The sequence below is a fragment of the Glycomyces endophyticus genome, from assembly GCF_039531525.1.
Taxonomy (GTDB): Bacteria; Actinomycetota; Actinomycetes; order Mycobacteriales; family Micromonosporaceae; genus Glycomyces; species Glycomyces endophyticus.
The window spans coordinates 105,555-130,326 of sequence record NZ_BAAAQF010000005.1 but is presented as its reverse complement, the minus strand read 5'-3'; the positions used below and the strand labels follow the sequence as shown (position 1 = coordinate 130,326).

General features: G+C 72.1%; 24 protein-coding genes and 1 pseudogene. 1 reads left to right on the top strand and 24 read right to left on the bottom strand.

What is annotated here, in order from left to right; genetic code table 11:
- Positions 1–160 precede the first annotated feature (160 nt).
- The 19 genes and pseudogenes from ABD419_RS07235 to ABD419_RS07145 all read right to left on the bottom strand — a co-directional run bounded on the left by ABD419_RS07235 (position 161) and on the right by ABD419_RS07145 (position 15,248).
- Complete coding sequence (locus ABD419_RS07235; RefSeq protein ID WP_112133881.1) at positions 161–562, bottom strand: Rid family hydrolase; 402 nt, start codon at positions 560–562, stop codon at positions 161–163.
- A gap of 17 nt (positions 563–579) precedes the next feature.
- Positions 580–1,308, bottom strand: coding sequence for a bifunctional 1-(5-phosphoribosyl)-5-((5-phosphoribosylamino)methylideneamino)imidazole-4-carboxamide isomerase/phosphoribosylanthranilate isomerase PriA (gene priA / locus ABD419_RS07230; RefSeq protein WP_344483815.1), 729 nt, complete (start codon positions 1,306–1,308; stop codon positions 580–582).
- A 1-nt stretch (position 1,309) separates the two neighbouring features.
- The gene (hisH, locus tag ABD419_RS07225) at positions 1,310–1,924 is read right to left on the bottom strand and encodes an imidazole glycerol phosphate synthase subunit HisH (protein ID WP_344483812.1); all 615 of its coding nucleotides are present in this window, start codon (positions 1,922–1,924) and stop codon (positions 1,310–1,312) included.
- Positions 1,925–1,934: 10 nt separating this feature from the next.
- Positions 1,935–2,093: a hypothetical protein gene (locus ABD419_RS07220; protein ID WP_344485370.1), complete on the bottom strand. Its 159-nt coding sequence runs from the start codon at positions 2,091–2,093 to the stop codon at positions 1,935–1,937.
- Positions 2,090–2,698, bottom strand: a complete 609-nt coding sequence (hisB, locus tag ABD419_RS07215) for an imidazoleglycerol-phosphate dehydratase HisB (protein ID WP_344483809.1) — start codon at positions 2,696–2,698, stop codon at positions 2,090–2,092. The genes ABD419_RS07220 and hisB overlap by 4 nt, the downstream gene beginning before the upstream one ends.
- Entirely contained in the window at positions 2,695–3,807 is a 1,113-nt protein-coding gene (locus ABD419_RS07210; RefSeq protein ID WP_344483806.1) for a histidinol-phosphate transaminase, read from the bottom strand. The genes hisB and ABD419_RS07210 overlap by 4 nt, the downstream gene beginning before the upstream one ends.
- Positions 3,804–5,117: a histidinol dehydrogenase gene (gene hisD / locus ABD419_RS07205; RefSeq protein WP_344483803.1), complete on the bottom strand. Its 1,314-nt coding sequence runs from the start codon at positions 5,115–5,117 to the stop codon at positions 3,804–3,806. The genes ABD419_RS07210 and hisD overlap by 4 nt, the downstream gene beginning before the upstream one ends.
- 45 nt (positions 5,118–5,162) lie before the next feature.
- Positions 5,163–5,822: a DUF2567 domain-containing protein gene (locus tag ABD419_RS07200; RefSeq protein WP_344483800.1), complete on the bottom strand. Its 660-nt coding sequence runs from the start codon at positions 5,820–5,822 to the stop codon at positions 5,163–5,165.
- A gap of 60 nt (positions 5,823–5,882) precedes the next feature.
- Complete coding sequence (locus tag ABD419_RS07195) at positions 5,883–6,992, bottom strand: MinD/ParA family ATP-binding protein (protein ID WP_344483797.1); 1,110 nt, start codon at positions 6,990–6,992, stop codon at positions 5,883–5,885.
- A 220-nt stretch (positions 6,993–7,212) separates the two neighbouring features.
- Positions 7,213–8,163, bottom strand: a complete 951-nt coding sequence (locus tag ABD419_RS07190) for an RluA family pseudouridine synthase (RefSeq protein WP_344483795.1) — start codon at positions 8,161–8,163, stop codon at positions 7,213–7,215.
- The gene (gene lspA, locus ABD419_RS07185; protein WP_344483792.1) at positions 8,160–8,795 is read right to left on the bottom strand and encodes a signal peptidase II; all 636 of its coding nucleotides are present in this window, start codon (positions 8,793–8,795) and stop codon (positions 8,160–8,162) included. The genes ABD419_RS07190 and lspA overlap by 4 nt, the downstream gene beginning before the upstream one ends.
- Positions 8,768–9,316, bottom strand: coding sequence for a TraR/DksA family transcriptional regulator (locus ABD419_RS07180; protein WP_425555962.1), 549 nt, complete (start codon positions 9,314–9,316; stop codon positions 8,768–8,770). The genes lspA and ABD419_RS07180 overlap by 28 nt, the downstream gene beginning before the upstream one ends.
- A 260-nt stretch (positions 9,317–9,576) precedes the next feature.
- A complete protein-coding gene (locus tag ABD419_RS07175; RefSeq protein ID WP_344483789.1) occupies positions 9,577–10,191 on the bottom strand; it encodes a hypothetical protein in 615 nt (204 codons plus the stop codon).
- Positions 10,192–10,441: 250 nt separating this feature from the next.
- Positions 10,442–11,392 (bottom strand): DivIVA domain-containing protein, encoded by a 951-nt coding sequence (locus ABD419_RS07170; RefSeq protein ID WP_344483786.1) that lies wholly within the window; start codon positions 11,390–11,392, stop codon positions 10,442–10,444.
- A gap of 84 nt (positions 11,393–11,476) precedes the next feature.
- On the bottom strand, positions 11,477–11,770 hold the full coding sequence (locus ABD419_RS07165; RefSeq protein WP_091043670.1) for a YggT family protein: 294 nt from the start codon (positions 11,768–11,770) through the stop codon (positions 11,477–11,479).
- Positions 11,771–11,792: 22 nt separating this feature from the next.
- Complete coding sequence (locus ABD419_RS07160; RefSeq protein ID WP_344483777.1) at positions 11,793–12,386, bottom strand: cell division protein SepF; 594 nt, start codon at positions 12,384–12,386, stop codon at positions 11,793–11,795.
- 142 nt (positions 12,387–12,528) lie between these two features.
- Complete coding sequence (locus tag ABD419_RS07155) at positions 12,529–13,236, bottom strand: YggS family pyridoxal phosphate-dependent enzyme (RefSeq protein ID WP_344483774.1); 708 nt, start codon at positions 13,234–13,236, stop codon at positions 12,529–12,531.
- Positions 13,237–13,492: 256 nt separating this feature from the next.
- Positions 13,493–14,435: pseudogene (gene ftsZ, locus ABD419_RS07150) on the bottom strand (cell division protein FtsZ); the annotation flags it as partial.
- 78 nt (positions 14,436–14,513) lie between these two features.
- On the bottom strand, positions 14,514–15,248 hold the full coding sequence (locus ABD419_RS07145; RefSeq protein ID WP_344483768.1) for a cell division protein FtsQ/DivIB: 735 nt from the start codon (positions 15,246–15,248) through the stop codon (positions 14,514–14,516).
- 112 nt (positions 15,249–15,360) lie between these two features.
- Between ABD419_RS07145 and ABD419_RS07140 the strand changes: the two genes are divergently transcribed.
- On the top strand, positions 15,361–16,281 hold the full coding sequence (locus tag ABD419_RS07140) for a siderophore-interacting protein (RefSeq protein WP_344483765.1): 921 nt from the start codon (positions 15,361–15,363) through the stop codon (positions 16,279–16,281).
- A 55-nt stretch (positions 16,282–16,336) separates the two neighbouring features.
- Here the strand turns inward: ABD419_RS07140 and ABD419_RS07135 are convergent, their stop codons facing one another.
- The 5 genes from ABD419_RS07135 to murD form a co-directional block, all read right to left on the bottom strand.
- Positions 16,337–19,465, bottom strand: a complete 3,129-nt coding sequence (locus tag ABD419_RS07135) for a leucine-rich repeat domain-containing protein (RefSeq protein ID WP_344483762.1) — start codon at positions 19,463–19,465, stop codon at positions 16,337–16,339.
- A gap of 132 nt (positions 19,466–19,597) precedes the next feature.
- On the bottom strand, positions 19,598–21,007 hold the full coding sequence (murC, locus tag ABD419_RS07130) for a UDP-N-acetylmuramate--L-alanine ligase (protein ID WP_344483759.1): 1,410 nt from the start codon (positions 21,005–21,007) through the stop codon (positions 19,598–19,600).
- Positions 21,004–22,116 (bottom strand): UDP-N-acetylglucosamine--N-acetylmuramyl-(pentapeptide) pyrophosphoryl-undecaprenol N-acetylglucosamine transferase, encoded by a 1,113-nt coding sequence (locus ABD419_RS07125; protein ID WP_344485308.1) that lies wholly within the window; start codon positions 22,114–22,116, stop codon positions 21,004–21,006. The genes murC and ABD419_RS07125 overlap by 4 nt, the downstream gene beginning before the upstream one ends.
- Positions 22,117–22,118: 2 nt before the next feature.
- Positions 22,119–23,411: a putative lipid II flippase FtsW gene (gene ftsW, locus ABD419_RS07120; protein WP_344483757.1), complete on the bottom strand. Its 1,293-nt coding sequence runs from the start codon at positions 23,409–23,411 to the stop codon at positions 22,119–22,121.
- On the bottom strand, positions 23,408–24,772 hold the full coding sequence (gene murD, locus ABD419_RS07115) for a UDP-N-acetylmuramoyl-L-alanine--D-glutamate ligase (protein WP_344483755.1): 1,365 nt from the start codon (positions 24,770–24,772) through the stop codon (positions 23,408–23,410). Before murD ends, ftsW begins: the two co-directional genes overlap by 4 nt.

Sequence of the window (24,772 nt, the reverse complement as noted above, 5' to 3'; positions counted from 1 at the left end):
GCTCGGGTCCAAGTCTACTGAACGGTCGTTAAGCCGCCAGGCGGCGTAACACCCCGAATCATCGCGCATCGAACGGGAGCGCCTGCACATTTCGGGCATCGGGGTGCCACGGTGTCGAGGATGCCCGCTGGGTCCGGCGCCACACCCGCGCCGGTGCCGGTCAGTCGATGTCGCGCCAGGCGCGGAAGGCCTCCAGCTCCACGGCCACGAGCTGGCCGGGGTGGAACAGGCCGGTGACGATGACCACGGTGGCGGTCGGCAGGACGACGCCGAAGAACTCGCCGTGGACCCGGCCCACCGGGTCGGCGTGGGCCGGGTCGGTCACATAGAGGCGGGAGCGCACCACGTCGGAGACGCCCGCGCCGGCGTGGACCATCGCGTCGAGCGCGGTCCGGAACGCCTCGCGGGCCTGCCCGGCGGGATCGCCCTGGAGGTGCGGCCGCGCCTCGACGTCGGCGGTGCACGCGCTCGTGACCACGAGCGGGCCCACGGCCACGGCGCGCGAGTACCCGTAGAGCTGCGCCCACGGACCGGTCTCCGGAACCCGTTCGACCAGAGCCATGCGCGCCTCCCCTGTGGTTACATGCCCTTCAAGAGGTTCAACGCCTCAGCGACCGTGAAGTTACGCTCGTACAGCGCGGTTCCCACGATCGCGCCCTCCACGCCGATCGCCGTGAGCGCCGCCAGCGCCCGCAGGTCGTCCAGCGACGACACGCCGCCGGAGGCGATGACCGGCTTGTCGGTGGCCGCGCAGACCCGGCGCAGCAGGTCCGTGTTCGGGCCCGAGAGCATCCCGTCGCTGTTCACGTCGGTCACCACGTACCGGGCGCACCCGGCGCGCTCCAGGCGGTCGAGGGTCTCGAAGAGCTCGCCGCCCTCGCGGGTCCAGCCGCGCGCGGCCAGGCGGTCGCCCTTGACGTCGAGGCCGATGGCGACCCGGTCGCCGTACTCGCCGCAGATGCGGTCGCACCACTCCGGGTCCTCCAGGGCCGCGGTGCCGATGTTGACCCGGCGGACCCCGGCGTCCAGGGCGCGCTTGAGGGTCTCGTCGTCGCGGATGCCGCCGGACAGCTCGACCTGCATGTCCACTTTGCTCGCGACCTGGGCGAGCAGCTCGTGGTTGGAGCCGCGCCCGAAGGCGGCGTCGAGGTCGACCAGGTGCAGCCACTCCGCGCCCTGGCGCTGCCACTCGAGGGCCGCCTCCAGCGGGTCGCCGTACTGCTTGCCCGAGCCCGAGACGCCCTGGACGAGCTGGACGGCCTTGCCGCCGGTGACGTCGACGGCCGGCAGGAGCTGAAGTTCGGTCATGTCAGAGATCCTTGATCCAGTTGGACAGCAGTGCGTACCCGGCGTCGCCGGACTTCTCGGGGTGGAACTGGGTGGCCGCGAGCGCACCGCGCTCGACGGCGGCCACGAACGGCTCGCCGTGGACGGCGATCGCGGCCTTCGCACCCGGCGGGACGGCCTTGGCGGCGTAGGAGTGCACGAAGTAGAACCGCTCCTCGGACCCGATGCCGCGGAAGAGGCGCATGCCCTCGTCGGCGCGGACGGTGTTCCAGCCCATGTGCGGGATGCGGTCGGCCTCGACGAGGTCGACCCGGCCTTCGAGGACCCCGACGCCGCGGGTGCGGACGCCGTGCTCGATGCCCTCCTCGAAGAGGATCTGCTCGCCGACGCAGATGCCGAGGACGGGGGCCGCGGCGGCGACGCGCTCGCGGACGACGGCGTCGACGCCGCTCTTGAGGACGCCCTCCATGCAGGCGGCGTACGCGCCGACGCCGGGCACGACGAGCCCGTCGGCGCGGCGGGCCGCGTCGAGGTCGCTGGTGAGCTCGACGCCGGCTCCGGCGCGCTCGAGGGCGCGGAAGGCCGAGCGGAGGTTGCCCGAGCCGTAGTCGAACAGGGCCACCGTTGGCTTGGTCACCTTGTCCCCCTTACCCGTAGACGAGATAGAGGCCGCCGCCGAACGCGGCGGCGGCGAGGAGCCCGGTCACGACCGCGGCGGCGGTCTTCCCGCCCTTGCGCAGGCTGAGCGCCCCGCCGAGGAGGATGCCCGCGAGCGCCATGAGCAGGATCGGTCCGGCCCAGTTCACAGCACGCCCTTGGTGGAGGGGATGTCGGTGCCGTCGATGCGGGTGGCGTACTTCAGCGCCCGCGCGAGGGCCTTGAACTGGGCCTCGATGACGTGGTGCGCGTCGGGCTTCTGGCCCGGGTTCGCCGAGCGGAGCACGGTGACGTGCAGGCAGATCCGCGCGTGGTACGCGAAGGACTCCAGGATGTGCCGGGTCATCGAGGTCGGGTAGTCGGTGCTGATCATCGGGGCGATGTCGACCGGCTCCTCGTGGACCATGTAGGGGCGGCCGGAGAGGTCGACGACGGCGCGCGCGAGCACCTCGTCGAGCGGCACGGAGGCGTCGGCGAAGCGGACCACGCCGGCCTTGTCGCCCAGGGCCTCGGCGAACGCCTGGCCGAGCGCGATCGCGGTGTCCTCCATGGTGTGGTGGGAGTCGATGTGCAGGTCGCCCTTGACGGCGATCTTCAGGTCGAACCCGCCGTGCTTGCCGAGCTGGTGGAGCATGTGGTCGTAGAAGCCGACGCCGGTGGAGACGTCGACGGCCTTGTCGGTGCCGTCGAGGTCGACGTACACGTCGACGCTGGTCTCACCGGTGGTGCGGACGATGTGCGCGGTGCGGCTCACGGTTGTTGCTCCTGCGTGTCGAACAGTTCGGGTCGCTGCCCCAGCGCCGTGTCGAAGGCGTCGAGCAGCGCGGTGGTCTCGTCCTCGGTGCCGGCGGTGATCCGGAGGCGGCCGGGGAGGCCGACGTCGCGGATGAGCACGCCCTGATCGAGGATCAGTCGCCAGACGGCGGCCGCGTCGGCGAGGCCGCCGACGAGCACGAAGTTCGCGTCGGAGTCGGCGACCGGGAGCCCCTTGGCGCGCAGGTTCTTCACGATCCGGTCGCGCTGGTGCTTCAGCTCGTCCACTTCGGCCTGGAGCTGCGCGGCGCACGCGAGCGCGCCGCGCGCGGCGGCCTGCGTGATGCTCGACAGGTGGTACGGCAGGCGCACCAGCAGCAGCTTCTCGACGAGTTCGGGGTCGGCGGCGAGGTAGCCGACGCGGGCCCCGGCGAACGCGAACGCCTTCGAGAGGGTCCGGGTGACGACGAGCCGCTTGCGGCCCTCCAGGGCGCCCAGGGCCGTCGAGCCGGGGTCGCGGGCGAACTCGGCGTACGCCTCGTCGATGACGACGATGCCGCGGGCGGCCTCGTAGGCGGCGGCGACGACCTCGGGTTCGAGGGCGGTGCCGGTCGGGTTGTTCGGGGACACCAGGAACACCAGGTCCGGGTCGTGCGCGGTGATCGCGTCGCGCACGTGGGCGGCGCTGAGCGTGTAGCCGTCCTCGCGGCCGGCGTCGGTGAAGGCGGTGCCGGTGCCGCGGGCGAGCAGCGGGTGCATCGAGTACGACGGCATGAAGCCGAGCACGGTGCGCCCGGGGCCGCCGAAGGCCTGGAGCAACTGCTGGAGGATCTCGTTGGAGCCGTTGGCGGCCCACACGTGGTCGGCGGTGAGGCCGTGCCCGAGGTAGGCGGCGAGGTCGGCGCGCAGCGCGACGGCGTCGCGGTCGGGGTAGCGGTTGAGCCCGCGCAGCTCGCGGCCGATGAACTCGGCCACGACGGCGGCCACGTCCTCGGGGATCGCGAACGCGTTCTCGTTGGTGTTCAACTGGACCGGGACGTCGAGCTGCGGTGCGCCGTAGGGCGACTGCCCGCGCAGGTCCGGGCGGAGCAGGTCCTCGATCTCGCTCACGGCGCCGCCTCGAATCGCGCCGACACGGCCTCGCCGTGCGACGGGAGGTCCTCGGAGTTCGCGAAGGCCACCACGTCGGCCGCGACGGCCTCGAGGGCCTCGCGGGAGTAGTCGATGAGGTGGACGGCGCGCAGGAACGTGTGGACGCTCAGCCCGGCCGAGTGGCGGGCGCAGCCGCCGGTGGGCAGCACGTGGTTCGACCCGGCGCAGTAGTCGCCGAGGGACACCGGCGAGTACGCGCCGATGAAGACCGCTCCGGCGTTGCGCACCCGCAGGGCCACCGCGCGGGCGTCCGCGGTCTGCACCTCCAGGTGCTCGGCGGCGTACGCGTCGGCGACGGCGACGGCCTCGTCGAGGTCGGCGACGAGGATCGTCCCCGACTGCTCGCCCTTGAGGGCGGTGAGGATGCGCTCGGCGTGGCGGGCCTCGGGCGCGCGGCGCGCGAGCTCGGCGTCGACGGCGTCGGCGAGCGCCGCCGAGTCGGTGATGAGCACCGAGGCGGCGGCAGGGTCGTGCTCGGCCTGGCTGACCAGGTCGGCGGCGACGTGGACCGGGTCGGCCCCGGCGTCGGCGATGACCGCGATCTCGGTGGTCCCAGCCTCGGCGTCGATGCCGACCAGGCCGCGGACCGCGCGCTTGGCGGCGGTGACGTAGATGTTCCCCGGGCCGGTGATCATGTCGACCGGCTCGCACTCGTCGGTGCCGTAGGCGAACATGCCGACCGCGGCCGGGCCGCCGACGGCGTACACCTCGTCGATGCCGAGGAGCCCGGCGACGGCGAGGATGCCCTGGTCGGGCAGGCCGCCGTTGGTCTTCTGGGCAGGGCTCGCGAGCGCGATGGAGCCGACGCCGGCGATCTGCGCGGGGACGGCGTTCATGATGACCGAGGAGGCGAGCACGGCGAGGCCGCCGGGCGCGTACAGGCCGACGCGGCCGACCGGCAGGTACCGCTCGGTGATCGTGCCGCCCGGGGCGACCTCGGTGACGACGTCGGGGAGGCGCTGGGCCTCGTGCGCGGTGCGGACCCGGTCGATCGAGGTCGTGTACGCGCGCCGCAGTTCAGGGTCGAGCTCGGCGACGGCGGTCTTGATCGCGGCCTCGGGGACGCGCAGGTGCTCCAGATGCACGCCGTCGAAGCGCTCGACGATCTCGACCACGGCGGCGGTCCCGCGGTGGGCGATGTCGTCGATGAGCGGCTGGACCGACCGCAGGGCCTCGTTCACGTCGAACGCGGCGCGCGGCATCAGCTCGCGCAGGGCGCGGGCCGGGTAGTCGGATACGGCTCCGGAAAGGTCGATGCGTCTGAGCACGCTCCAAGCGTAGTCACCCGCATTTCCAGGTCAAAGGGCATACCGCTATTCGGGAGCGTCCGTTCGAAGGCTGGGCCGACGTGACCAACCGGCGCAGACGGTGTAAGTGAAGGTCGCGGCGAGGGCCATGACGGCGAGCGCGCCGAGCTGGAGCGAGTCGAGCGCGACTGTGAGTTCGCCGACCTTCAGCGCGTTCCAGGCCGCGGCGGGGTCGAGTTCGACGAACAGGACCGACGGCGGGCGCCACATGTGGACGCCGACGGGCGCGCGCTCGACGGCGTCCCAGAACTGCTGCCACTCGTGCGCGCCGATCTTCCAGGCGACGAACTGGCACGCGACCGAGCCGACGACCAGGCCGAGGAGGAGGACGGGGCCGCGCCGCTCGCGCATCGCCGACCAGGCGAGCGCCGCCGCGAGGATGCCCAGGGCCAGGCCGATCCCGGCGAACACGAGGTCGCCCTCGATGTAGCCCTCCGGGTACGTCTCGACCGAGGCCCAGCCGCCGTCCACGACGACGAACTCCACGCGCGGGGTGACGATCTGCCACAGCATCGCGAAGGGGAACCCGAGCGCCGCGAGGACCACGGCGAGGACGCCCGCGGCCAGCAGGTCGCGGCCGACGGTCCGCTGCGAGCGCGCCCGCTCGCCGCCGTACACGCGGGGGTCGGCGCGGGGGCCGGGTTCGGGGGTCGATTCGTCGGTCACGCCTGGAATCCTGCCACAGCGGACTCCGGCTCCGGCGGGATGATCCGGTACGGCGGGCGGCTACAGGCCGTCGACGATGGTGGCCGCGGCCTCGAACCAGGCGGCGCGGGTCTCGGGGCGCAGCGCGGAGAACTCGATCTTCGCGCCCGGCTCCAGCGACGGGTCGTACGGGACGACCGCGCAGGCGCGGGTGCGCTGCGAGAAGTGCCGCTGGAGGTCGTGCAGGAGCGGTCCCGGGTTCGGGGTGGGCATCGACAGGAGCGTCACCGCGTTCTTGACGAGGTGGCCGTAGCCGCCCTCCTCGAGGTGGTCGAGCATCCAGTCCGCCGAGAACGCGGCGTCCTCGCGCGGCACCGTGGTGACCACGAGCCGGTCCACGGAGGAGACGACGGTCCGCCAGTTCGGGGACTCGACGTTGTTGCCGGTGTCGATGCAGACGATGTTGTGCGTGCGGGTGAGGATGTCGAGCACGCGCAGGACCGTGGTCGGGTCGAGGCGGCGCTGGAGCTTGGGGTCCTCGTCGCCGGCGAGCACGTCGAACGAGCCGTCGGAGGAGTGGCGCAGGAACTCGTCGAGGTGCTCGGGCAGGTGGACGCCGGCGGCCTCGACCTGGTCGAGGTGCTCCACGAGGTGGCGGATGGTGCGGCCGTGCCGGGCGGAGCCGGCGCGCAGGCCGAGGGTGCCGCGCAGCTCGTTGTCGTCCCAGGCGATGACGCCGCCCTCGCGGGCGGTGCCCATCGCGGCGGCCGAGAGCACGGTGGCGGTGGTCTTGTGGACGCCGCCCTTGGGGTTGATGAACGCGATGACGCGGCTGCGGCCCAGGTCGCGGCGGAGGCGCTGGAGCGCGACCGGGCTGGGCTCGACGCTCGGGCGCTGCGGCTGCCGGGGCTGCGGCGGCAGGCCCTGCTGGGGGCGCATCGGCTGGGTCATCTGCGCGGCGCTGGGCGGGGTCTGCGTGGCGACCGGCGGGCGGCGGCCCGCGGTCGGCACCGAGTAGTGCGCCTGGCCGGGAGGGGGTCCCGCCGGGGGCGACGGCGGATAGGACTCGCGGGGCGGGGGCGTGGGGGTCTGCTGCGCGCCCGGGGCGCGACCGCGGCCGCGACCGAGCAGCTTCTGCCAGCGCGAACTGTCGTTGTTGCGGTCGTTGCTCCATGCTTCGGGCGTGTTCACGTGCGACCTCCTCTCGACCGATGCGGTGGTCGGGCCGCGAGCACCGCGGCTCGCGTTCCCTCGCCGTCCCGACCGGACACCGTTACCACCCGCGACTATTAGAACACAACGATTCCTCAAGGCCTGTTGCGAATCGCGGGCGGTCGGGGCCCGTGGGTGAGGCGTGCGTCATGCCCGCTGCGACGGTGCGGCGGGCACCTTCGTCCAGTCTAGTGGCTGCCTATTGGTCGGCTCGCAACCGCGCCAGCGCGGCCTCGAGGTCCTCGGGGTAATCACTCGTGAAGGTGACCGTCCGGCCGGTGGCCGGATGGGCGAACTCCAGGCGGTACGCGTGCAGCCATTGCCTGGTCAGGCCCAGTCTCTCGGCGAGCACGGGGTCCGCGCCGTACGTCAGGTCGCCCGCGAGCGGGTGGCCGAGCGCGGAGAAGTGGACGCGGATCTGGTGGGTCCGGCCGGTCTCCAGGCCGAGGTCCATCAGGGAGGCGCCGGGGAAGACCTCGATGGTGTCGTAGTGGGTGACGCTGGGCTTGCCGTCGGCCACCACGGCCCACTTGTAGTCGTGGCGCGGGTGGCGCCCGATCGGGGCGTCGACGGTGCCCGAGAGCGGGTCGGGGTGCCCCTGGGCGACGGCCCGGTACCGCTTCGACACTCTGCGTTCCTTGAAGGCGCGCTTGAGCTCGGAGTAGGCGGCCTCGCTCTTGGCGACGACCATGAGGCCGGAGGTGCCCACGTCGAGGCGGTGGACGATGCCCTGCCGCTCGTCGGGGCCGTGCGAGGAGAGCCGGTACCCGGCGGCGGCGAGGCCGCCGGTGACGGTGGGGCCGGTCCAGCCGGGGCTGGGGTGCGCGGCCACGCCGACGGGCTTGGAGACGACGACGATGTCGTCGTCGTCGAAGACCACGTCGAGGCCGACGACCGGCTCCTCGACGCGGAGACGCACGTCCTCGGGCGGCGGCGGGAGGACGACCTCGAGCCAGGCGCCGGCGGTGACGCGCTCGGACTTGGTGGCGCAGGGGACGCCGTCGATCGTCACGTCGCCGGCGGTGACGAGCTCGGCCGCGACGGTGCGCGAGAGTCCGAGGAGGCGCGAGACGACCTGGTCGATGCGCTGGCCCTCGAAGCCCTCGGGGACCGGCAGGGACCGGGTCTGGCGGGCGGCGACGTCGCTCATGCGGCCTCCGCCTCGACGTCCTGCTCGTCCTTGGCGGGCGTGCGGGACTCGGGCGAGAAGCCGTGCCCGGTGAGCTCCAGCAGCACGATGAGGACCACGCCGCAGCAGAGTGCCGAGTCGGCGATGTTGAAGATGGGGAACGCCTCGCCGAACGGCTTGAAGGCGCTGAGGAAGTCGACGACGTGGCCGTGGGCGAAGCCGGGCTCGCGGAAGTAGCGGTCGACGAGGTTCCCGGCCGCGCCGCCGAGGACGAGGCCGATCGCGACCGCCCACGCCGGGTAGGCGATCTTCCGGGAGAGGAAGACCAGGAAGACCACGACCGCCGAGGCGACGATCGTGAAGATCCAGGTGTAGCCGGTGCCGAGGCTGAACGCGGCGCCGGAGTTCCAGGTCAGGCTCAGGTAGATGAGGCCGCCGAGGATGCGCACCGGCTCCTGGGGGTCGAGGTTGGCCTCGGCCAGGAACTTCGTCCACTGGTCCAGTCCCACGGCGAACGCCGCTATGAGCAGGGCGGCCAGGGTCAGTCCCGGCCGCCGCCGCGGGGTGTCGGTGGGGGTCTCGTCGGGCCCGGGGCCGTCGGCGGCCTCGGGCCGGGTGTCCTCGCTCAGCGTCGCTCCTCCAGCTGTTTGCAACTGACGCAGAGGGTAGCCGACGGGAAGGCGGCGAGACGAGCCGCCGGGATGGGTGTACCGCACTTCTCACAGAAGCCGTATCCGCCCTCGTCGATGCGTTCGAGGGCGTGGCTGACCTGGCGGATGCGCTCGGAGATCGCGCCGGCCACGGCCACCTCGTGCTCGTGCTCGACGGTCTTGGAGCCGGAGTCGATCTGGTCGTCCCCGGCGGTGTCGCTCAGGCGCTCGCGCTGGGCGACGGTGATGGAGTCGGTGTAGCGCTGCTGCTCGGCGAGGAGCTCGTCGAGCCGCTCCTTGAGGGCGGCCCGCAGTTCGGCCTGCTCGCTCTCGGTGCGGAGCTGGTGGTCGGCGTCGGGGGCCGGCGCCGGGGCGGCGGCCTTCGCGGCGGAGTCGGCGTTCGCCGCGGTCTTCTTGACCGCGGCCTTCTTGACGGGCGCCTTCTTGGCCGCGGTCTTCTTCGCGGCGGTCGTGACGGCCGCCTGCTTCGCGGTCGGCTGCTGGGTCTTCTTGGCTGGACTCATGACGCGCCTCTGGAGGGGTGTGTCGGCTCGGGTTCCGGTCGGGCCTGGGCACGCCGGGGCCGCTGCTGTGCCCTGCGTCGGGCGTTCGGCATCGCGGCTCCCGAGTTGGCGTACTCCTGACGTCCCCGTCGAGACGAGGACAATTGCGCGCCAGGCCCCGCCGAGGCGGGACCTGCCGCGCAATTAAGCACACAGGATACGCAAGACCTGCAACTAGGTCAATTACTTCGGGAACTTGCCTCCGGACTGTGCGTCAGCGTTCACCGGCCGGCGGCAGGCGCCATCAGGAGCCGCGAGGCCGGTTCGCACATGCCGCAGGGCGTGAATCCCAGCTCCAGGGCCTCGGCGACCGGCAGCGGCTCGTGTTCGCGGCCGGTGAGGTGCGCGCACGCGGTGTGGTGGAACCGGGGCCGACCGTCGACGACGGCGACCTCGGTGTCCAGGCGCATGAGGCCGGCGGCCTCGACGCTGGACATGCGCTGCTCGGTGGGCTCGTCGGCCAGGGACTCGGGGGCCCGGTGGCCGGCGATCTGGCGGGGCGGCTCCTCGAACCGGAGCTCGGGGTCGCGGTCGACGGCGTAGTCCGTGGACTCGAAGACCTTGCCCTCGATGAGCGGCAGCTCGGTGGTCGGGGTGTCGTCGAGCCCGATCCGGCGGAACTGCTGGGTGTCGTCGTCGGCGGCCGGGCGGCCGGTCCGCTGGGACGCGATCCGCGGGCGTTTGGCGCCCCTCCCGCGGATGCCGACGTAGAGCGCGATCCCGGCGGCGAGACTCGCCGAGATCGACGAGACCAGCAACTGGTCGTTTCCGGTGATCATGCCGATGACCAGCAAGACCGCCGCAATGACGAGGATCAGCAGGCTGCTGACGATCACGTCGAGTCCTCCCCTGCGCGCGGGCAGCGGGTCCCGAACGCGGTCCTACGCGGCCCCCGGAGGGGGACCGCGGATCGTTAACGCATGGTGGTGGTGGCGGTGGTGAGGGCGGCCAGTGGTGCTCCGAAGAACACCGGCGCCCTCACCCGCTCACCCATGGATAACGAGGCGATCCCCGTTCAGGTTATGCCCGCAGGCGTGCCAATGTCGCGACCCGCGACACGGTTGCGTCTCCCAGGGGGCGGGAGGGTCAGCCGCGGCCGCCCTGCATGACGAAGGCCGACCGGGCGCCGGTGCGCTCGTTGGCGGCCTCGCGCTGGGGCTCTTCGAAGGCCTCGTCCTGCGTGCGGCTCTGCTGGCCGTTCAGGTCGCGGAGCTGGCTCTCGAGGTAGAGCTTGAGGCGGGTGCGGTACTCGCGCTCGAAGGTCTTGAGCTCCTCGATGTTGTGGAGCAGCGAGGTGCGGGACTCCTCCAGCTGGCCGATGACCTTCTGGCGCTCCTCCTCGGTCTCCATCTCCATGCGCTCGGCCTTGTCGCGGGCCTGGCCCACGAGGTCCTCGGCCTGCGTGCGGGCCTCGGTGACCATCGTGTCGGCGTCGCGCTGGGCCTCGGTGACCATGGTCTTGGACTCGCGCTGGGCCTGGGACAGCATCGCCTGCGACTCGCGCTGCGCCTCGGAGACCATCGACTGGGCCTCGTGCTGCGCCTCGCTCAGGAGCGTGTCGGCCTCCCGGCGGGAGTCCTCCAGGTGCTCGTCGGCGGTGCGCTGGGCGACCATGAGGAGGCGCAGGGCCTCCTGCTCGCCGCCGGCGCCGCCGCCGGGCGCGGACGCGTCCTGCTGGGGGCGCTGGGCCAGTTCCTGCTGGAGCTGCTGGGCCTGCTGCTGCGAGGCGACCATCTGCTGGTGCATCTCGTGCAGCTCGCCGTCGAGGTCCTGGAGCTGCTGCTCCATGGCGTGCTTCTCTCGCTGCACCCGGTCGAGTGCGGCGGCCATCTCGGCGTGGTCGGCGGCTCCGGGGGGAGCACCGGCGCGGAGGCTGTCGAGCTGGGCGCGAAGCTCGCCGTTCTCATCGCTGAGGCGAGCGAGTTCGCGCTCGACCTCGTCGAGGAAACCGTCGACCTCGTCCTCGTCGTATCCGCGCTTTCCGAGCATGGGTTTCTTGAACGTGACGTTGTGAACGTCGGCTGGGGTCAGCGGCATTCGAAACTCCTTCTCAGCTGTTCGCCTGGCGCACAAGGCCACCCGACACGATAACCGTGCCGTGCACCCCCGCCCGGAACTGCTTCAGGAGATGAATCCCGCGATCACGAAGTCCATCAGGATCCACACGATCAGGAGCAGCGCCAGGAACGCCAGATCAATCGATACAGTACCAAGCCTGAGAGGGGGTATCACCTTCCTCAACCCCTTCAGGGGAGGGTCGGTCACGCTGTAGACCGTCTCCAGCAGGGCGGCGGCCCGGGGGCCGGGCTCCCAGCGGCGGGAGAACTGGACCACCACGCTGCACACCAGGCGAGCCAGTAGGAACAGGTAGAACGCGAAGAGCGCCAAGTAGACGAGCTGGAGTGCCAGGTTCACGGTACGGAGTCTATCCGCCCGGTCACGGCTGGTTGAAGAACCCGCCCTCGGCGATCTTCGCCTTGTCCTCCGCCGTCACCTGGACGTGGGGCGGGGAGAGGAGGAACACACGGTTGGTCACCCGCTCGAACGAGCCGCGGGTGCCGAAGATCAGCCCCGCCGCGAAGTCGACCAGGCGCTTCGCGTCGGCCTCCTCCATCTCCGACAGGTTCATGATGACCGGCGTGCCGTCGCGGTAGCGCTCGCCGATCGTGCGCGCCTCGTTGTACGTGGTCGGGTGGAGCGTGGTGATCCGGTAGTTCGCGTGCGACTCCTCCTCAGCCGGGACCGGCCGGACGAGCGCGGGCTCGGCGAGCGCGAGGTTGTCGCGCGTCAGGGGGGTGACCGAACCGGAGCCGCGGTTGAGCTGGCGGACGGGACTGCGGTCCTCGACGGCGCGGCGGTCCTCGGCGGGACGGCCGACCCGGCCGGTGGTCCGCTGCGAGCCGCGCACGCGGGCCGGCGCGGGCGCGGGCTCCTCGGCGAACTCGTCGTTCTCCTCGAAACCGTTGTAGCCGCGGTCCTCCTCGTCCTCGATGAGGCCGAGCCAGATGCCTGCCTTCCGCATCGCGCCCATCGAACGTGCTCCCTCCTCGGGCCGCCCCTGCTGTTGAGTCAGGTACGCGGTCTCATCCTAGCGCCGACTCCTTACACGGAGGTGTGTTTCCGCGGTTCACCGATGACCGGCCGCGGCATAGATCCCTTTACTGCCGTATACCTTACGCCATCGGCTCACGTTCGCCGAGGACGTTTCTCCCGAGTCTGACCATTGTGGCCCCGCACGCGACCGCCTCGCGGAAGTCGCCGCTCATGCCGGCGGAGACCTCGGTGGCGCCGGCGTCGACCCGGCGCACCGCCTCTGAGCACTCGTTCAGCAGCGCAAAGGCTTTGGCGGGCTCCCAGCCGAGCGGCGCGACGGCCATGACCCCCCGGAGGTCGAGCGAGCCGAGTCCGGCGATGCGCTCGGCGAGTCGCGCGATCCCGGAGACCGGGACGCCGCCGCGCGAGGTGTCCCCGTCGAGGCTCACCTGAACGAGGGCGTTCAGCCGCCGCCCGTTGGACTCGGCGCCCCGGTCGAGCGCGTCGGCGAGCGGTTCGCGGTCCACCGAATGCACCCAGTCGGCGTACGCGGCGACCGAGCGTGCCTTGTTCCGCTGGAGCTGTCCGACGAAGTGCCACACCGGTTCCAGGCCGAGCGCGGCGAGTTCGGCGGCCTTCGGCGCGGCCTCCTGGTCGCGGTTCTCCCCGAGGTCGGCCTGGCCGAGTCCGGTGAGGGCGGCCGCGTCCGAGGCGGGGAAGGTCTTGGTGATCGCGACGAGTCGGACCGATTCGGGGGCGCGGCCCGCGGCGGCGCATGCGGCGGCGACGGCCTCGCGCGTCCGGTTCAGGTTGTCCTGCAACTGGATTCGGCGCGCATCTGTGGTCAAGGCGGTCCTCGGCGGTGGGGTGGCGGCGTACGGGTTCGAAGCGGCGGCCCGCCGGGTGCAGGTGCGGCCCCGGCGGAGCGCCGCCGCTAGAAGCCCTCTTTCAGGAACGAGGGGACGTCGACGTCGTCGAACAGGACCTTGCCGCCGCCGGACTCGCGCTCCGGCTCGGGCTTGGCCTCGCGGATCGGCTCCGGCTTCTGCTCGGGCAGTGCGGAGATGCGGGTCGGCTGCGCCAGTTCGAACGCGGCCTCGTCCTCGACGTCGAAGCCGGCGGCGATGACGGTCACCCGGGCCTCCTCGCCGAGCGCGTCGTCGATGACGGCGCCGAAGATGATGTTCGCGTCGGTGTGCGCGCAGTCGGAGACGAGCTCGGCGGCGTCGTTGATCTCGAACAGGCCGAGGTCCGAACCGCCCGCGATGGACAGGAGCACGCCGCGCGCCCCTTCCATGCTCTGCTCCAGCAGCGGCGACTCGATGGCCGCGCGCGCCGCCTCGACGGCGCGGTTCTCGCCGCGCGCCGAGCCGATGCCCATCAGGGCCGAGCCCGCGCCGCTCATGACGCTCTTGACGTCGGCGAAGTCGAGGTTGATGAGGCCCGGCGTGGTGATGAGGTCGGTGATGCCCTGGACACCGGAGAGCAGCACCTGGTCGGCGAGGCGGAAGGCGTCCATCATGGAGATGGAGCGATCGCCGAGGTGGAGGAGCCGGTCGTTGGGGATGACGATCAGCGTGTCGCACTCGTTGCGCAGATCCTCTATCCCCGACACGGCCTGGGTCTGGCGGCGCTTGCCCTCGAAGGCGAACGGCCGGGTGACCACGCCGATCGTGAGCGCGCCGAGCTTGCGGGCGATGTTCGCGATGACCGGAGCGCCGCCGGTGCCGGTGCCGCCGCCCTCGCCGCAGGTCACGAAGACCATGTCGGCTCCCTTGAGGACTTCCTCGATCTCGTCGCGGTGGTCCTCGCAGGCCTTCGCCCCCACTTCGGGATTCGCGCCGGCGCCGAGGCCGCGCGTCAGTTCCCGGCCGACGTCGAGCTTGACGTCGGCGTCGCTCATCAAGAGCGCCTGGGCGTCGGTGTTGATGGCGATGAACTCGACGCCCTTGAGGCCCGCCTCGATCATCCGGTTGACAGCATTGACGCCGCCGCCTCCGACTCCAACGACTTTGATGACGGCGAGGTAGTTGTGCGGTGGTGTCATCGCGGCTGCCTTCCTTCCCCTTCGCGCGGCCCTGGGTGCGACGAACGGGATGTGCGCGCACACCCGCTCCCCTTAACGCTAACTCACAGTGGGTGCATCTGGTGCGCTGACATCGACATGTTCGTACCCGACCGCGAGCAATCGGTCTGCGACCTCCGCCTTCTGCTCGCCCTCGGACCCGTCGCCCCACGTGACCGTCCGTCCACCTTCGAGGAACAGCGTGACCCCCGCGGGGGACGGCGATTCCACGTGTTCGACCTCGTCGGCGAGGCTCGGGGGGATCGATTCGAGCACCGCCAGGGTCTCCACGGTGGCGAGGTCGTCCGGTGACGGATCGTCGAGTTCGACAGTCCACTGAGTTCCGGAAGGCGAATCGGACTCGTCGAATGCCACACCTTCGGAGTCGACCATGAGAAAAGTCTCCTCTCCGGTGGGAACGGCCATATACGGCTTTCGCTCCGTGACGGCCACGCGGAGCGCGTCCGGCCACGAGCGGGTCACCTCGACCGAGGCGACCGGCGCGAGCGCCGCCACCGCCGACGCGAGCGCGTCCAGGTCGGCCCCGAGGAGCGGATCGCCAAGGGACGCTTGGCCGAGCGCCTCGACTTCGGCCGGTTCGAGCACGGCGGTGCCCTCGACCTCGATCCGCTTCACCTCGAACCACGGCGCGGCCCACAGGACCGCGAAGGCGACGAGGACCAGGGCGAGGACGCCGACGACGGCGAACCGCAGGCGCTTGTCGGGGAGGCCCCGGCGCACCACGTGGACGAGCCGCCAGGACCCGGGCCCGGTCGGATTGTCGGAGCCGCGCATGGGTCGATCATGGCACGCGCGGGCCACCCGACGGTGGCGGCACGACGCGCGGCGCTGATAAGGTACCGTCGGATAAGGTTAGGCAAACCTTATAATCTAGGAGGAGCAGCGCGTGGCGACGCAGACCGAGGCACCGACCCAGGCGACGACCGTCCGGGCGTTCGACCTGTTCACCGTGCAGGTGCGGGCGCTGCGGCGCCTCAGTCCCTCCTTCCTCCGGGTGACCTTCGCCGGAGACACCCTCCACCACTTCGCGGACAACGGATTCGACCAGCGGTTCAAACTCATCTTCCCGGCCCCCGCGTGCGGCTTCGACAAGATGCCCCGCTCCGAGCGCTGGTACTCCGAGCTGCGGGCCCTCCCCGAGCAGGAGCAGTGCGGCGTGCGCACCTACACCGTGCGGGCCGTCCGGCCCGAGCTCGGCGAGGTCGACGTCGACATGGTGATCCACGAGGCCGGCGCGAACGAGCACTGCGGGCCGGCGCTGCGCTGGCTCCAGACCGCCGCGGTCGGCGACGAGCTGCTCCTGCTGGGCCCGGACGCGCGCTACGACGGGAACGCCGGCGGGGTCGACTTCCACGCGCCCGAGGGAGCGGAGCTCCTCATCGCGGGCGACGAGACCGCCGCCCCGGCGATCGCCGCGATCCTGGAGGACCTGCCGGCCGCCGCGAGCGGCGCGGTCTACATCGAGGTGCCCACCGCCGCCGACGTCCTGGAGCTGGACGCCCCCGCCGGGGTCCGCGTCCACTGGCTGCCGCGCGAGGGCGCGGTCTGGGGGGACCGGCTCGTGCCGGCCGTCACCGACGCCGCCCGCGCCATGGACTTCGCGGCCGGCGGGGAGTTCGAGGACACCGCCGAGGAGATGATCTGGGACGCGCCGCAGGAGGCGGCCGCCGGGGGCGCGTACGTCTGGATCGCCGCCGAGACCGGCGTGGTCAAGACCCTCCGCTTCACCATCCGCAAGGAGCTGGGCCTCCCGAAGGAGTCGGGGGCCTTCATGGGCTACTGGCGCAACGGGATGCCCTGGGACTGAGCGGACCCGCGTTCGCGGGCGGCCGCCGGGGACTCCCCGGCGGGCGCCGCCGCGTTCAGGTCCGGTCGAAGGTCGGGACGCCGGGCTCGTACTCCCCCGCGAAGCGGCGGTGGACCCACAGGAACCGGCCCCGGTCCTGGACCCGCTCCAGCCCGCCGTAGCCGGGGTCGGCCTTGTTCAGGAACGCGTGCAGGCGGCGCAGCTCCGCGCCGGAGCGGGCGCCACCCGAGCCGGTGGCCCAGGGCTGCTCGGCGGCCGCCGCAAGCGCGTCCTCGCCGATCTCGGCGATCACCTTGAACGACTCCTCGGCGAGCTCGAGGTGGTTCTCGATCGCGGCGGGGTCGAACGACGGCACGAGCAGGTCCACCGCGACCGAGCCGCCGGGGAGGACCGTGGACCACAGCACCTTGAGGGTGCGGCGGATCAGCGGCGCGGACTTGAGCAGCCACTCGCGGGGCACGTCGATGTCGAAGACGCCGCTCGCCGGGTCGTCGTCCAGGACGTACAGGGGCATCTGCGAGTGCTCGCACCACAGGACCACCCGGATGCCGACGTGCGTCAGCCGCTTCGTCCAGGACCCCTTGTCGCGCAGCTCGACCGTGTAGAACCGGGGCCCGTGGACCGCCTCGTCGGAGAGCAGCCCAATGATCTTGCGGAGCTCCTCCTGGGTCTGCGTCCACTGCTCGATCGCGTCGGTCGCGACGGGCCGGAGCGCGGCGGGGACCGGGGCCTCCACCGGGCCGTCGTCGGCGGGGCGGCGGTGCAGGAGCCCGTCGATCGGCACGTCCTGCCAGCAGCGGCGGCACTCGGCGGTCTTCCTGCCGAGGCGGCGGCGCGACAGCAGCCGCTCCATGCCGAACAGGCCGGCCTCCGAGGCGTCCGGGTCGATGCACACGCCCGCGCACGGCACGAGCCGCTTGAGCCGCAGCCCGCTCCACAGCTCCTTCGCGTACGCCTCCAGGTCCTGCACGAACTCGTGGAGGAACTGCTCGGGGTACACGGCCTTGACCTCAATGCGCAGGCGCTGCCCCTCCAGGCGGACCAGGGCCCGCGAGAACGGGTCGGGGGCGATGACGAAGCCGCTGTGCCAGTGGACGGAGTCCTCGAAGCGCTCGCGGCCCAGGGAGTGGCGGTGCCAGCGCACGATCAGCTGGTGCATGAGGCCCTCGGGGACGGCCTTGGCGCCGTTGGCGTCGAGGAACTCGCACAGCTGCGCGTCGTGGGCGAGCCGCGGCCCGAAGGCGTCCCAGACCTCGTCGAGCGGGGGCGGGGCCTCGTCGAGGAGCTGGGCGATGAGGCTGCGCTCGGGGCGGCCGCGCTTCCCGGGGATGCGGTAGGAGATGTCGTACTTCTCCATGAGCTGCACCAGGGCGGGGTGCAACGCGGGGTCGTAGCGGTAGCGCGGGCCGCGGCCGGGGTCGTCCCACAGGTCGCCCAGGTGGGGGTGCTCGACGAGGCCGTTGGCGCCGGCGGTCGCGGGGTCGTCGAGGACGATGCCCACGGCGGTGGAGAGCCAGTCGCCCTTGAGGACGACGAGGTCGTCGAGGCCGGGGATCTCGGGGTAGTGGATCCAGTAGCCGAGCTGGGTGGCGATGCGGGCGAGGGCGCGGGCGGCCCCGGCGTCGAGGCCGAACGCGTCGGCGCGGCGCTCGTACGCGCTGTACTCGAGATAGGACTCGCCGCTCTCGATGAGGCTGCGGCGCAGGTTCCTCCAGCTGGCGGGGACGGCGCGGTTGATCTGGGGCATCGCGGCGGCGGACCGCCAGAGGGCGGCCTTGAGGCCGGCGACGCCGGTGCCGGTGGCGGAGTCGACGAAGTGGAAGCCGCCGATGAGGTCGCCGTGGCGCTCGCGCAGGCCGGCCTGGTCGATCTTGGGGTGCTGGCCGTCGGCGTCGGCGTGGGTGGCGACGATGTGGATCGTGACGTCGGCGTCGCTGGTGCGGCGGAGGATCAGGTCGATCCAGTAGTCGACGAAGCCCTGCATGGGGCCCTGGCGGGCCTTCCACACGACGACGTAGACGGCGGGGGCGGTGAAGAACAGCTGGTGGGTGGGGCGGTAGGCCTTCTGGCCGCCGAAGTCCCAGGCGTTCAGGGCGATCGCGGTGGCGGGGTCGCCGTCGGGGCCGGTGAGTTCGAGGGTCTTGACCTCGATGCCGTGGGTGGAGCCGCGCTCGGGGTCGAAGGGCTCGCCGCGCATGGCGGCGAGGAGGGAGCTCTTGCCGACCTCGCCTTCGCCGACGAGCACGAGTTTGGACTCGCGGAAGTCGGCGCCCTCGACGTCGGTGCCCTCGATGAGCTTGCGAAGCTCGGGCAGGCCGGTCTCGGCGGCGGCGCGGAGCTCGGGCGGGAGGAGGTTCCCGTCGAGGTAGAGACCGCCGAGGTGGTCGAGCTGGAGGAGGGACCGCGGGAGGGAGCGGAGCCCGTTCTTCTCGACGTCGAGGCGGCTGAGCGAGGTGAGGCCGCCGATGAACTCGGGCAGCTCCTTGAACGTGTTGCTGTTCAGGTTGAGCCGGTCGAGGGCGGTGAGCGCGGTGATCGCGCGCGGCAGGGTGCTGAGCCGGTTGGAGTCGAGGCCGAGGTGGACGAGGTTGACGAGGCGGTCGATCGTGTCGGGCAGCTCGGTGAGGCCGATGCGGTGCAGTTCGAGCCAGGTGAGACCGGTCAGCTCGGTGACCGGCTCGGGCAGGGCGCCGAACCGGTTGCCGCTCGCGTCGAGCCAGGTGAGCGCCTGGAGGCGGGCGAGGGACGCGGGGAGGTCGGTGAGGCGGTTGCGGTGGAGGTCGAGCCGGCGGAGGCGGGTGAGGCGGCCGATGGAGCCGGGCAGCGCGGTGATCCGGTTGGCGTCGAGGTCGAGCCGGAGGAGCGCGCCGAGGTTGCCGATCGAGGCGGGGAGGGCGGTGAGCTGGTTGTCGCCGAGGTTGAGCCAGGAGAGCGCGGTGAGCCGCCCGATCGACTCGGGGAGGGCGGCGATCCGGTTGCCGAACAGGTTGAGGCCGGTCAGGCCGGTGAGCTCGCCGATCCATTCGGGGAGGTGGGTGATCCCGTTGACGGAGAGGTCGAGGGAGGTGAGCCGCGTGAGGCCCCTGACGCCGTCGGGGACCTTGGTGAGGTTCGAGCGGGAGAGGTCGAGCGAGGTCTGCCCCGATCGTCTCGCGTCCGCGAGCAGCTTCTTGACGGTCGCCATGCGGCGGTCACCTGCCGGGTGGGTGGGGTGCGGTCACCGTCATGTTACTGCCCGGTCGCCGGGGGCCGGGTCCCCGCGAAGCGGATGCGCCCCAAAGGGGGACGGGCCCGCGGTCGCGGGCCCGTCCGGGCTTCAGCGCAGGAGGTCGTCCGGCATGAGGGAGACGGGCGGGGCGCCCATGGTGACCACGACGTCGCCTTCGGCGGCGAGGGCCTTGACGGCGGCGGGCACGTCGTCCCACTCGGCGACGAAGACCTTGTCCTCCTCGGGGAGGGCGATGGCGTCGCGGAGCGCCTGGCCGCCTTCGCCGTCGGGGATCGGCTCGCCGGGGCCGAAGATCTCCATGACGACGACCTTGTCGGCGAGGGAGAGCGCGGCGGCGATCTCCTCGCGCATGGCGATGGTGCGGTAGACGCGGTAGGGCTGGAAGACCACGACGAGCCTGCCGTCGCCGGCGACCTCCTTGAGGGTCTTGACGGCCTCGGTCATCGCGGTGGGGTGGTAGGCGTACTCGTCGAAGACCGCGTAGCCGTCGATCTCGCCGCGCTTCTCGAAGCGGCGCTTGACCCCTCCGAAGGCGGCGATGCCGGCGGCGATGTCCTCGGGCTCGAGGCCGAGGTACAGGCCGACGGCGACGGCGGCCGTGGAGTTGAGGGCGATGTGCCTGCCGGGCATGGGCAGGTGGAAGCGGCCGAGGACCTGGTGCTCGTAGAGGACCGTGTAGTCAACGCCGTCCACACTGGACTCAACGTCGCCGAGCTGGACGTCGGCGCCGTCGCTGAAGCCGTAGGTGGCGACGGTGCGGCCCTCGGCCCGGAGCCGCTTCGCGAGCGCGAGCGTGCCGGGGTTGTCGGCGCACAGGACGAGGAGGCCGTCCTTGTCGGTGTTGCGGCAGAACCGCTCGAACGCCTCGGTGAGAGCGTCCATGTCGCCGTAGGTGTTCAGGTGGTCCACGTCGATGTTGGTGACGATGCCGACCTCGGGCCGGTAGCGCAGGAAGGACCGGTCGGACTCGTCGGCCTCGGCGACGAAGAGGTCGCCGGAGCCGTGGGCGCCGGTGAAGGCGCCGATGTTCTCACCGCCGTTCACATAGGACGGCGCGAGGCCGGCGTGCTCCAGCATCTGCGTGATGATCGCGGTCGTGGTGGTCTTGCCGTGGGTGCCGGTGACGACGATCGAGCGGCGGCCGGTGGTGGCGGCGGCGAGGGCCTCGGAGCGGTGGAGGACCGGGATGCCGCGGCGGCGGGCCTCGACCACCTCGACGTGCTGGTCGTTGATGGCGGTGGAGCGAACGACGGTGTCGATCCCGTCGAGGTTCGAGGCGGCGTGCTCGCGGTGGAGCGTGACGCCGAGGCGCTCCAGCTCCGGCAGCGAGGGCCACTCCTTGGTCTCGGAGCCGGACACGGGGAGCCCGCGGGTGGCGTAGAGGCGGGTGAGGCCGTTCATGCCGACGCCGCCGACCCCGATGAACAGCACGTGCCCGAGGTCCTCGGCGGTGACGCCCTCGTCGATGGGGCTGGTCAGGTCGTTGGGATCGCTCATGCCTGCGAGACCACCTTCAGCGTGTAGTTGCGGAGCGCCTCGTCGCCGGTGCGGGACCCGAAGGCGGCCGCGGCCTGCGACATCTGGAGGACGCGGTTCCGGTCGGTGATGACCGGGATGAGGTGCTCGGCGATCCACCCGGGGCTGAGGTTCTCGTCGTCGCAGAACATCGCGCCGCCCGCGGCCACGACGGGCCCGGCGTTGCGGTACTGCTCCTTGTTGCCCCACGGCATGGGGACGAAGACGGTGGGGATGCCGAGCGCCGAGACCTCGGCGACGGTCATGGAGCCGCCGCGCGCCAGGACCATGTCCGCGGCGGCGTAGCCGAGGTCCATGCGGTCGAGGTACGGGAGCGTCCGGTACGCGACCGGGAGGCCCTCGGGGATGTGGACCGGCTCGTCGCGGCGGGCGCCGGTGATGTGGAGGACCTGGACGCCGCGGTGCGCGAGCATCTGGGCCGCACCGGAGACGGCGTTGTTGATCGAGGCCGCGCCCTGGGAGCCGCCGTAGACGAACAGCACGGGCCGGCGCGGGTCGAGGCCGAAGTACTGGCAGGCCTGGGCGCGCATGGCGTTGCGGTCGAGGTGGCTGATCGCGGGCCGCAGCGGGACGCCGGTGAACTCGCCGTCGGCGAGGATCGGCGAGGCCTGCGCGAGGTGCGGGAAGCCGAGCGCGAGGTTGTCGCTGAACTTCAGGGCCATCTTGTTGGCGACCCCCGGCGGGTCGTTGAACTCGAAGATCACCATGGGGGTCTTGCGGCGCCAGGCGGCGAGGTAGGCGGGGACGGCGACGTAGCCGCCGAAGCCGACCACGACGTCGGCCTGGACCTCGTCGAGGACGTCCCGGGTGGCCTTCATGGCCTTGAGCATCCGCGGCGCGGTCAGGAGGAGGTCGAGGTTGACCTTGCGCGGCAGCTGGTGCGCGGGGACGTTGCGGAGGTCGTACCCGGCCTTGGGGATGAGGTCGTTCTCCAGGCCCTTCTCCGTGCCGAGGCAGGTGACGCGCACGTGGGGGTCGTGGCGGCGCAGGCAGTCGGCGTAGGCCAGGAGCGGGTAGATGTGGCCGCCGGTGCCGCCGCCGGCGAGGACGACCGATCGAAGCTGTGGCAACGTCATGTCTTTCTGGTCGTAGGACTCTTCTTGGTGGTCTCCGAGTCGGATTCGGAGCGAGGGGCGGGCGGCAGGGGGGCCCAGAGCAAGCGTACGAGACGGGAGGGGTTGCGCGCCCGCAGCGCCTGGGCGGCGTCGGGTTCGGCACGCGCGAACCCGGCGAGCATCCCGACCGCGGCGAGGACCACGACGAGCGCGGTGCCGCCGTCCGAGATGAACGGGAGCGGGACGCCGGTCATGGGGATGAGGCCGAGCACGCCGCCGATGTTGATGAACGCCTGCCCGGCGATCCAGATCGTGACGCCCGCGGCGACGAGCGACCGGAACGGGTCGTCGGAGCGGCGCGCGATGCGGAAGCCGGTGTAGACGAGGACGGCGAACAGCGCGAGGATGACCAGGCAGCCGACGACGCCGAGCTCCTCGGCGATGAGCGCGAAGATGAAGTCGTTGTGGCCGTTGGGGAGCCAGTCCCACTTCTGGCGGCTCTCGCCGAGGCCGAGGCCGAACCAGCCGCCGTCGGCGATCGCGTAGTAGCCCTGGATGGCCTGGTAGCCCCAGGTGTCGGCGAAGTCCTCGGGCCGCGAGAACGAGATGATCCGCTCCATGCGGTAGCCCTCGAAGGCGATGAGCAGGGCCGATCCGACCAGGGCTATCGCGAACAGGACGCCGAGGATGCGCAGCGGCACCCCCGAGGCCCAGAGGAGGCCGATGAACATCGCGACGATGATGAGCATCGTCCCGAGGTCGGCGTAGCCGATGATGATCATCAGCAGGCCCGCGATCGGGAACATGGGGATCGCGAGGTCGCGCCAGGACGCGATGCGCGGGCCCAGGCGCACGAGCGAGTCGGCGGCCCACAGCAGCAGCGCGAACTTGGCGATCTCGGCGGGCTGGAACTGGACCGGTCCGATGTGGATCCACAGGTTGTCGGTGGCGAGCCCGGAGGCCTCGGCGCCGGACGCCTCCAGCTGCCGGTCGCGGATCGACATGACGACCAGGAACAGGCCGAGGAGGATCGCGATGACCAGGAGCGGGCGGGACACCGACCGGTAGGTGCGCGCGGGCAGGCGCTGCGCGATCCAGAAGCAGATCAGGCCGACGACGGCCCAGATGACCTGCTGGAGGATGACGGCGAACGCGTTGCCGGTGGCCTCGTACGACTCGACCATGGTGGCGGAGAAGACCATCACCAGGCCGATCGTGAGCAGGAGGCCCGCGGAGGAGAGCAGCAGGTAGTACGAGGCGAGCGGCCGGTCGAGAAGGCCGCGCAGCAGCTCGGTGAACCCGCTTCTCACCCGGCGTCCTCCCCGATCAGCCCCCGCACCGCGTCGGCGAACGCGTCGCCGCGGTGGGCGTAGGAGCGGAACATGTCGTAGGAGGCCGCGGCGGGCGACAGGAGCACGGTGTCCCCCGGCCGCGCGAACTCCGCGGCGCGGGCGGCGACGTCGGTCATGACCGCATCGTCGCCGCCGTCGAGGACGGCGACGGGGAGGCCGGGGGCGTGTCGCGCGAGCGCGTCGGCGATCTCGGCCCGGTCCTGTCCGATGAGGACGGCGGCGCGCAGCTTGTGGGCGAACTCGGCGACGAGGCCGTCGACGTCGACGCCCTTGAGCTGGCCTCCGGCGACCCACACGACGGCGTCGTAGGCGGCGAGGGCCGCGGCGGCGGCGTGCGGGTTGGTGGCCTTGGAGTCGTCGACCCAGGTGACGCCCGCGTGCTCGAGGAAGGCGACGTTGCGGTGCGGCTCGGGCGTGTAGGCGCGGATCGCCGCGGCGATGTCGGCGTGCGAGACCCCGGCCTGCCGGGCCAGCGCGGCCGCGGCGAGGGCGTTGGCGACGTTGTGCCACCCGGCGGGGCGGACGAGGTCGACCGAGCAGATCTGCACCGGCGTGTCGCCGGTGTGGTCGACGAGGAAGCCGAGGGCGACGCCGAACTGGCCCGGCTCGGGCTGGTTCAGCGTGAAGCCGGTGACGTGCGCGTCGGCGTGCTTGGCGAGCGCGACGACGGCCGGGTCGTCGAGGTTCGCGACGGCCTGCCCGCCGCGCCAGACCGCGGCCTTGGCCTCGGCGTAGGCGTCGAAGCCGCCGTGCCAGTCGAGGTGGTCCGGGGCGAGGTTGAGGACGGCCCCGGCCGCGGGCGCGAGCGTCGAGGACCAGTGGAGCTGGTAGCTGGAGAGCTCGACGGCGATGGCGTCGTAGGGGCCGTTGGCGGCCTGGACGAGCGGGACGCCGATGTTGCCGAGGGCGGCGGTGCGCAGCCCGCCGGCGCGGAGCATCGCGGCGAGCATCGTCGTGGTGGTGGTCTTGCCGTTGGTGCCGGTGACGGCGAACCACCGTGCGGCGCCGTCCTCGCGGAGCCGCCAGGCGAGCTCGGGCTCGGAGTACGTCTCGATCCCGGCGTCGCGGGCGGCCGCGGCGATCGGGTGGTGCGGCGGGAACCCGGGCGACAGGAGGACCTGCTCGACGCCGTCCAGGAGGGCCGGGTCGAACTCGCCGGTGGCGGTCCGGGCGCCGCGGGCGGCGAGCGCCCGGAGTCGCTCGGAGTCGTCGCGGTCGTAGACGGTGACGTCGGCGCCGCGGTCGAGGAGGACCTCGGCGCAGGCGGTGCCGGCGACGCGGGCGCCGGCGACGAGGACGCGGCTCGCTATGTCGGCCAC

Coding starts and splice junctions, on each gene's coding strand:
- ABD419_RS07160 (WP_344483777.1), bottom strand. CDS start 12,386: ATGGGCGCGATGCGGAAGGCAGGCATCTGGCTCGGCCTCATCGAGGAC.
- ABD419_RS07180 (WP_425555962.1), bottom strand. CDS start 9,316: ATGAGTCCAGCCAAGAAGACCCAGCAGCCGACCGCGAAGCAGGCGGCC.
- ABD419_RS07235 (WP_112133881.1), bottom strand. CDS start 562: ATGGCTCTGGTCGAACGGGTTCCGGAGACCGGTCCGTGGGCGCAGCTC.
- priA (WP_344483815.1), bottom strand. CDS start 1,308: ATGACCGAACTTCAGCTCCTGCCGGCCGTCGACGTCACCGGCGGCAAG.
- ABD419_RS07135 (WP_344483762.1), bottom strand. CDS start 19,465: ATGGCGACCGTCAAGAAGCTGCTCGCGGACGCGAGACGATCGGGGCAG.
- ABD419_RS07170 (WP_344483786.1), bottom strand. CDS start 11,392: ATGCCGCTGACCCCAGCCGACGTTCACAACGTCACGTTCAAGAAACCC.
- ABD419_RS07190 (WP_344483795.1), bottom strand. CDS start 8,163: ATGAGCGACGTCGCCGCCCGCCAGACCCGGTCCCTGCCGGTCCCCGAG.
- murC (WP_344483759.1), bottom strand. CDS start 21,007: ATGAGCGATCCCAACGACCTGACCAGCCCCATCGACGAGGGCGTCACC.
- ABD419_RS07145 (WP_344483768.1), bottom strand. CDS start 15,248: ATGCGCGGCTCCGACAATCCGACCGGGCCCGGGTCCTGGCGGCTCGTC.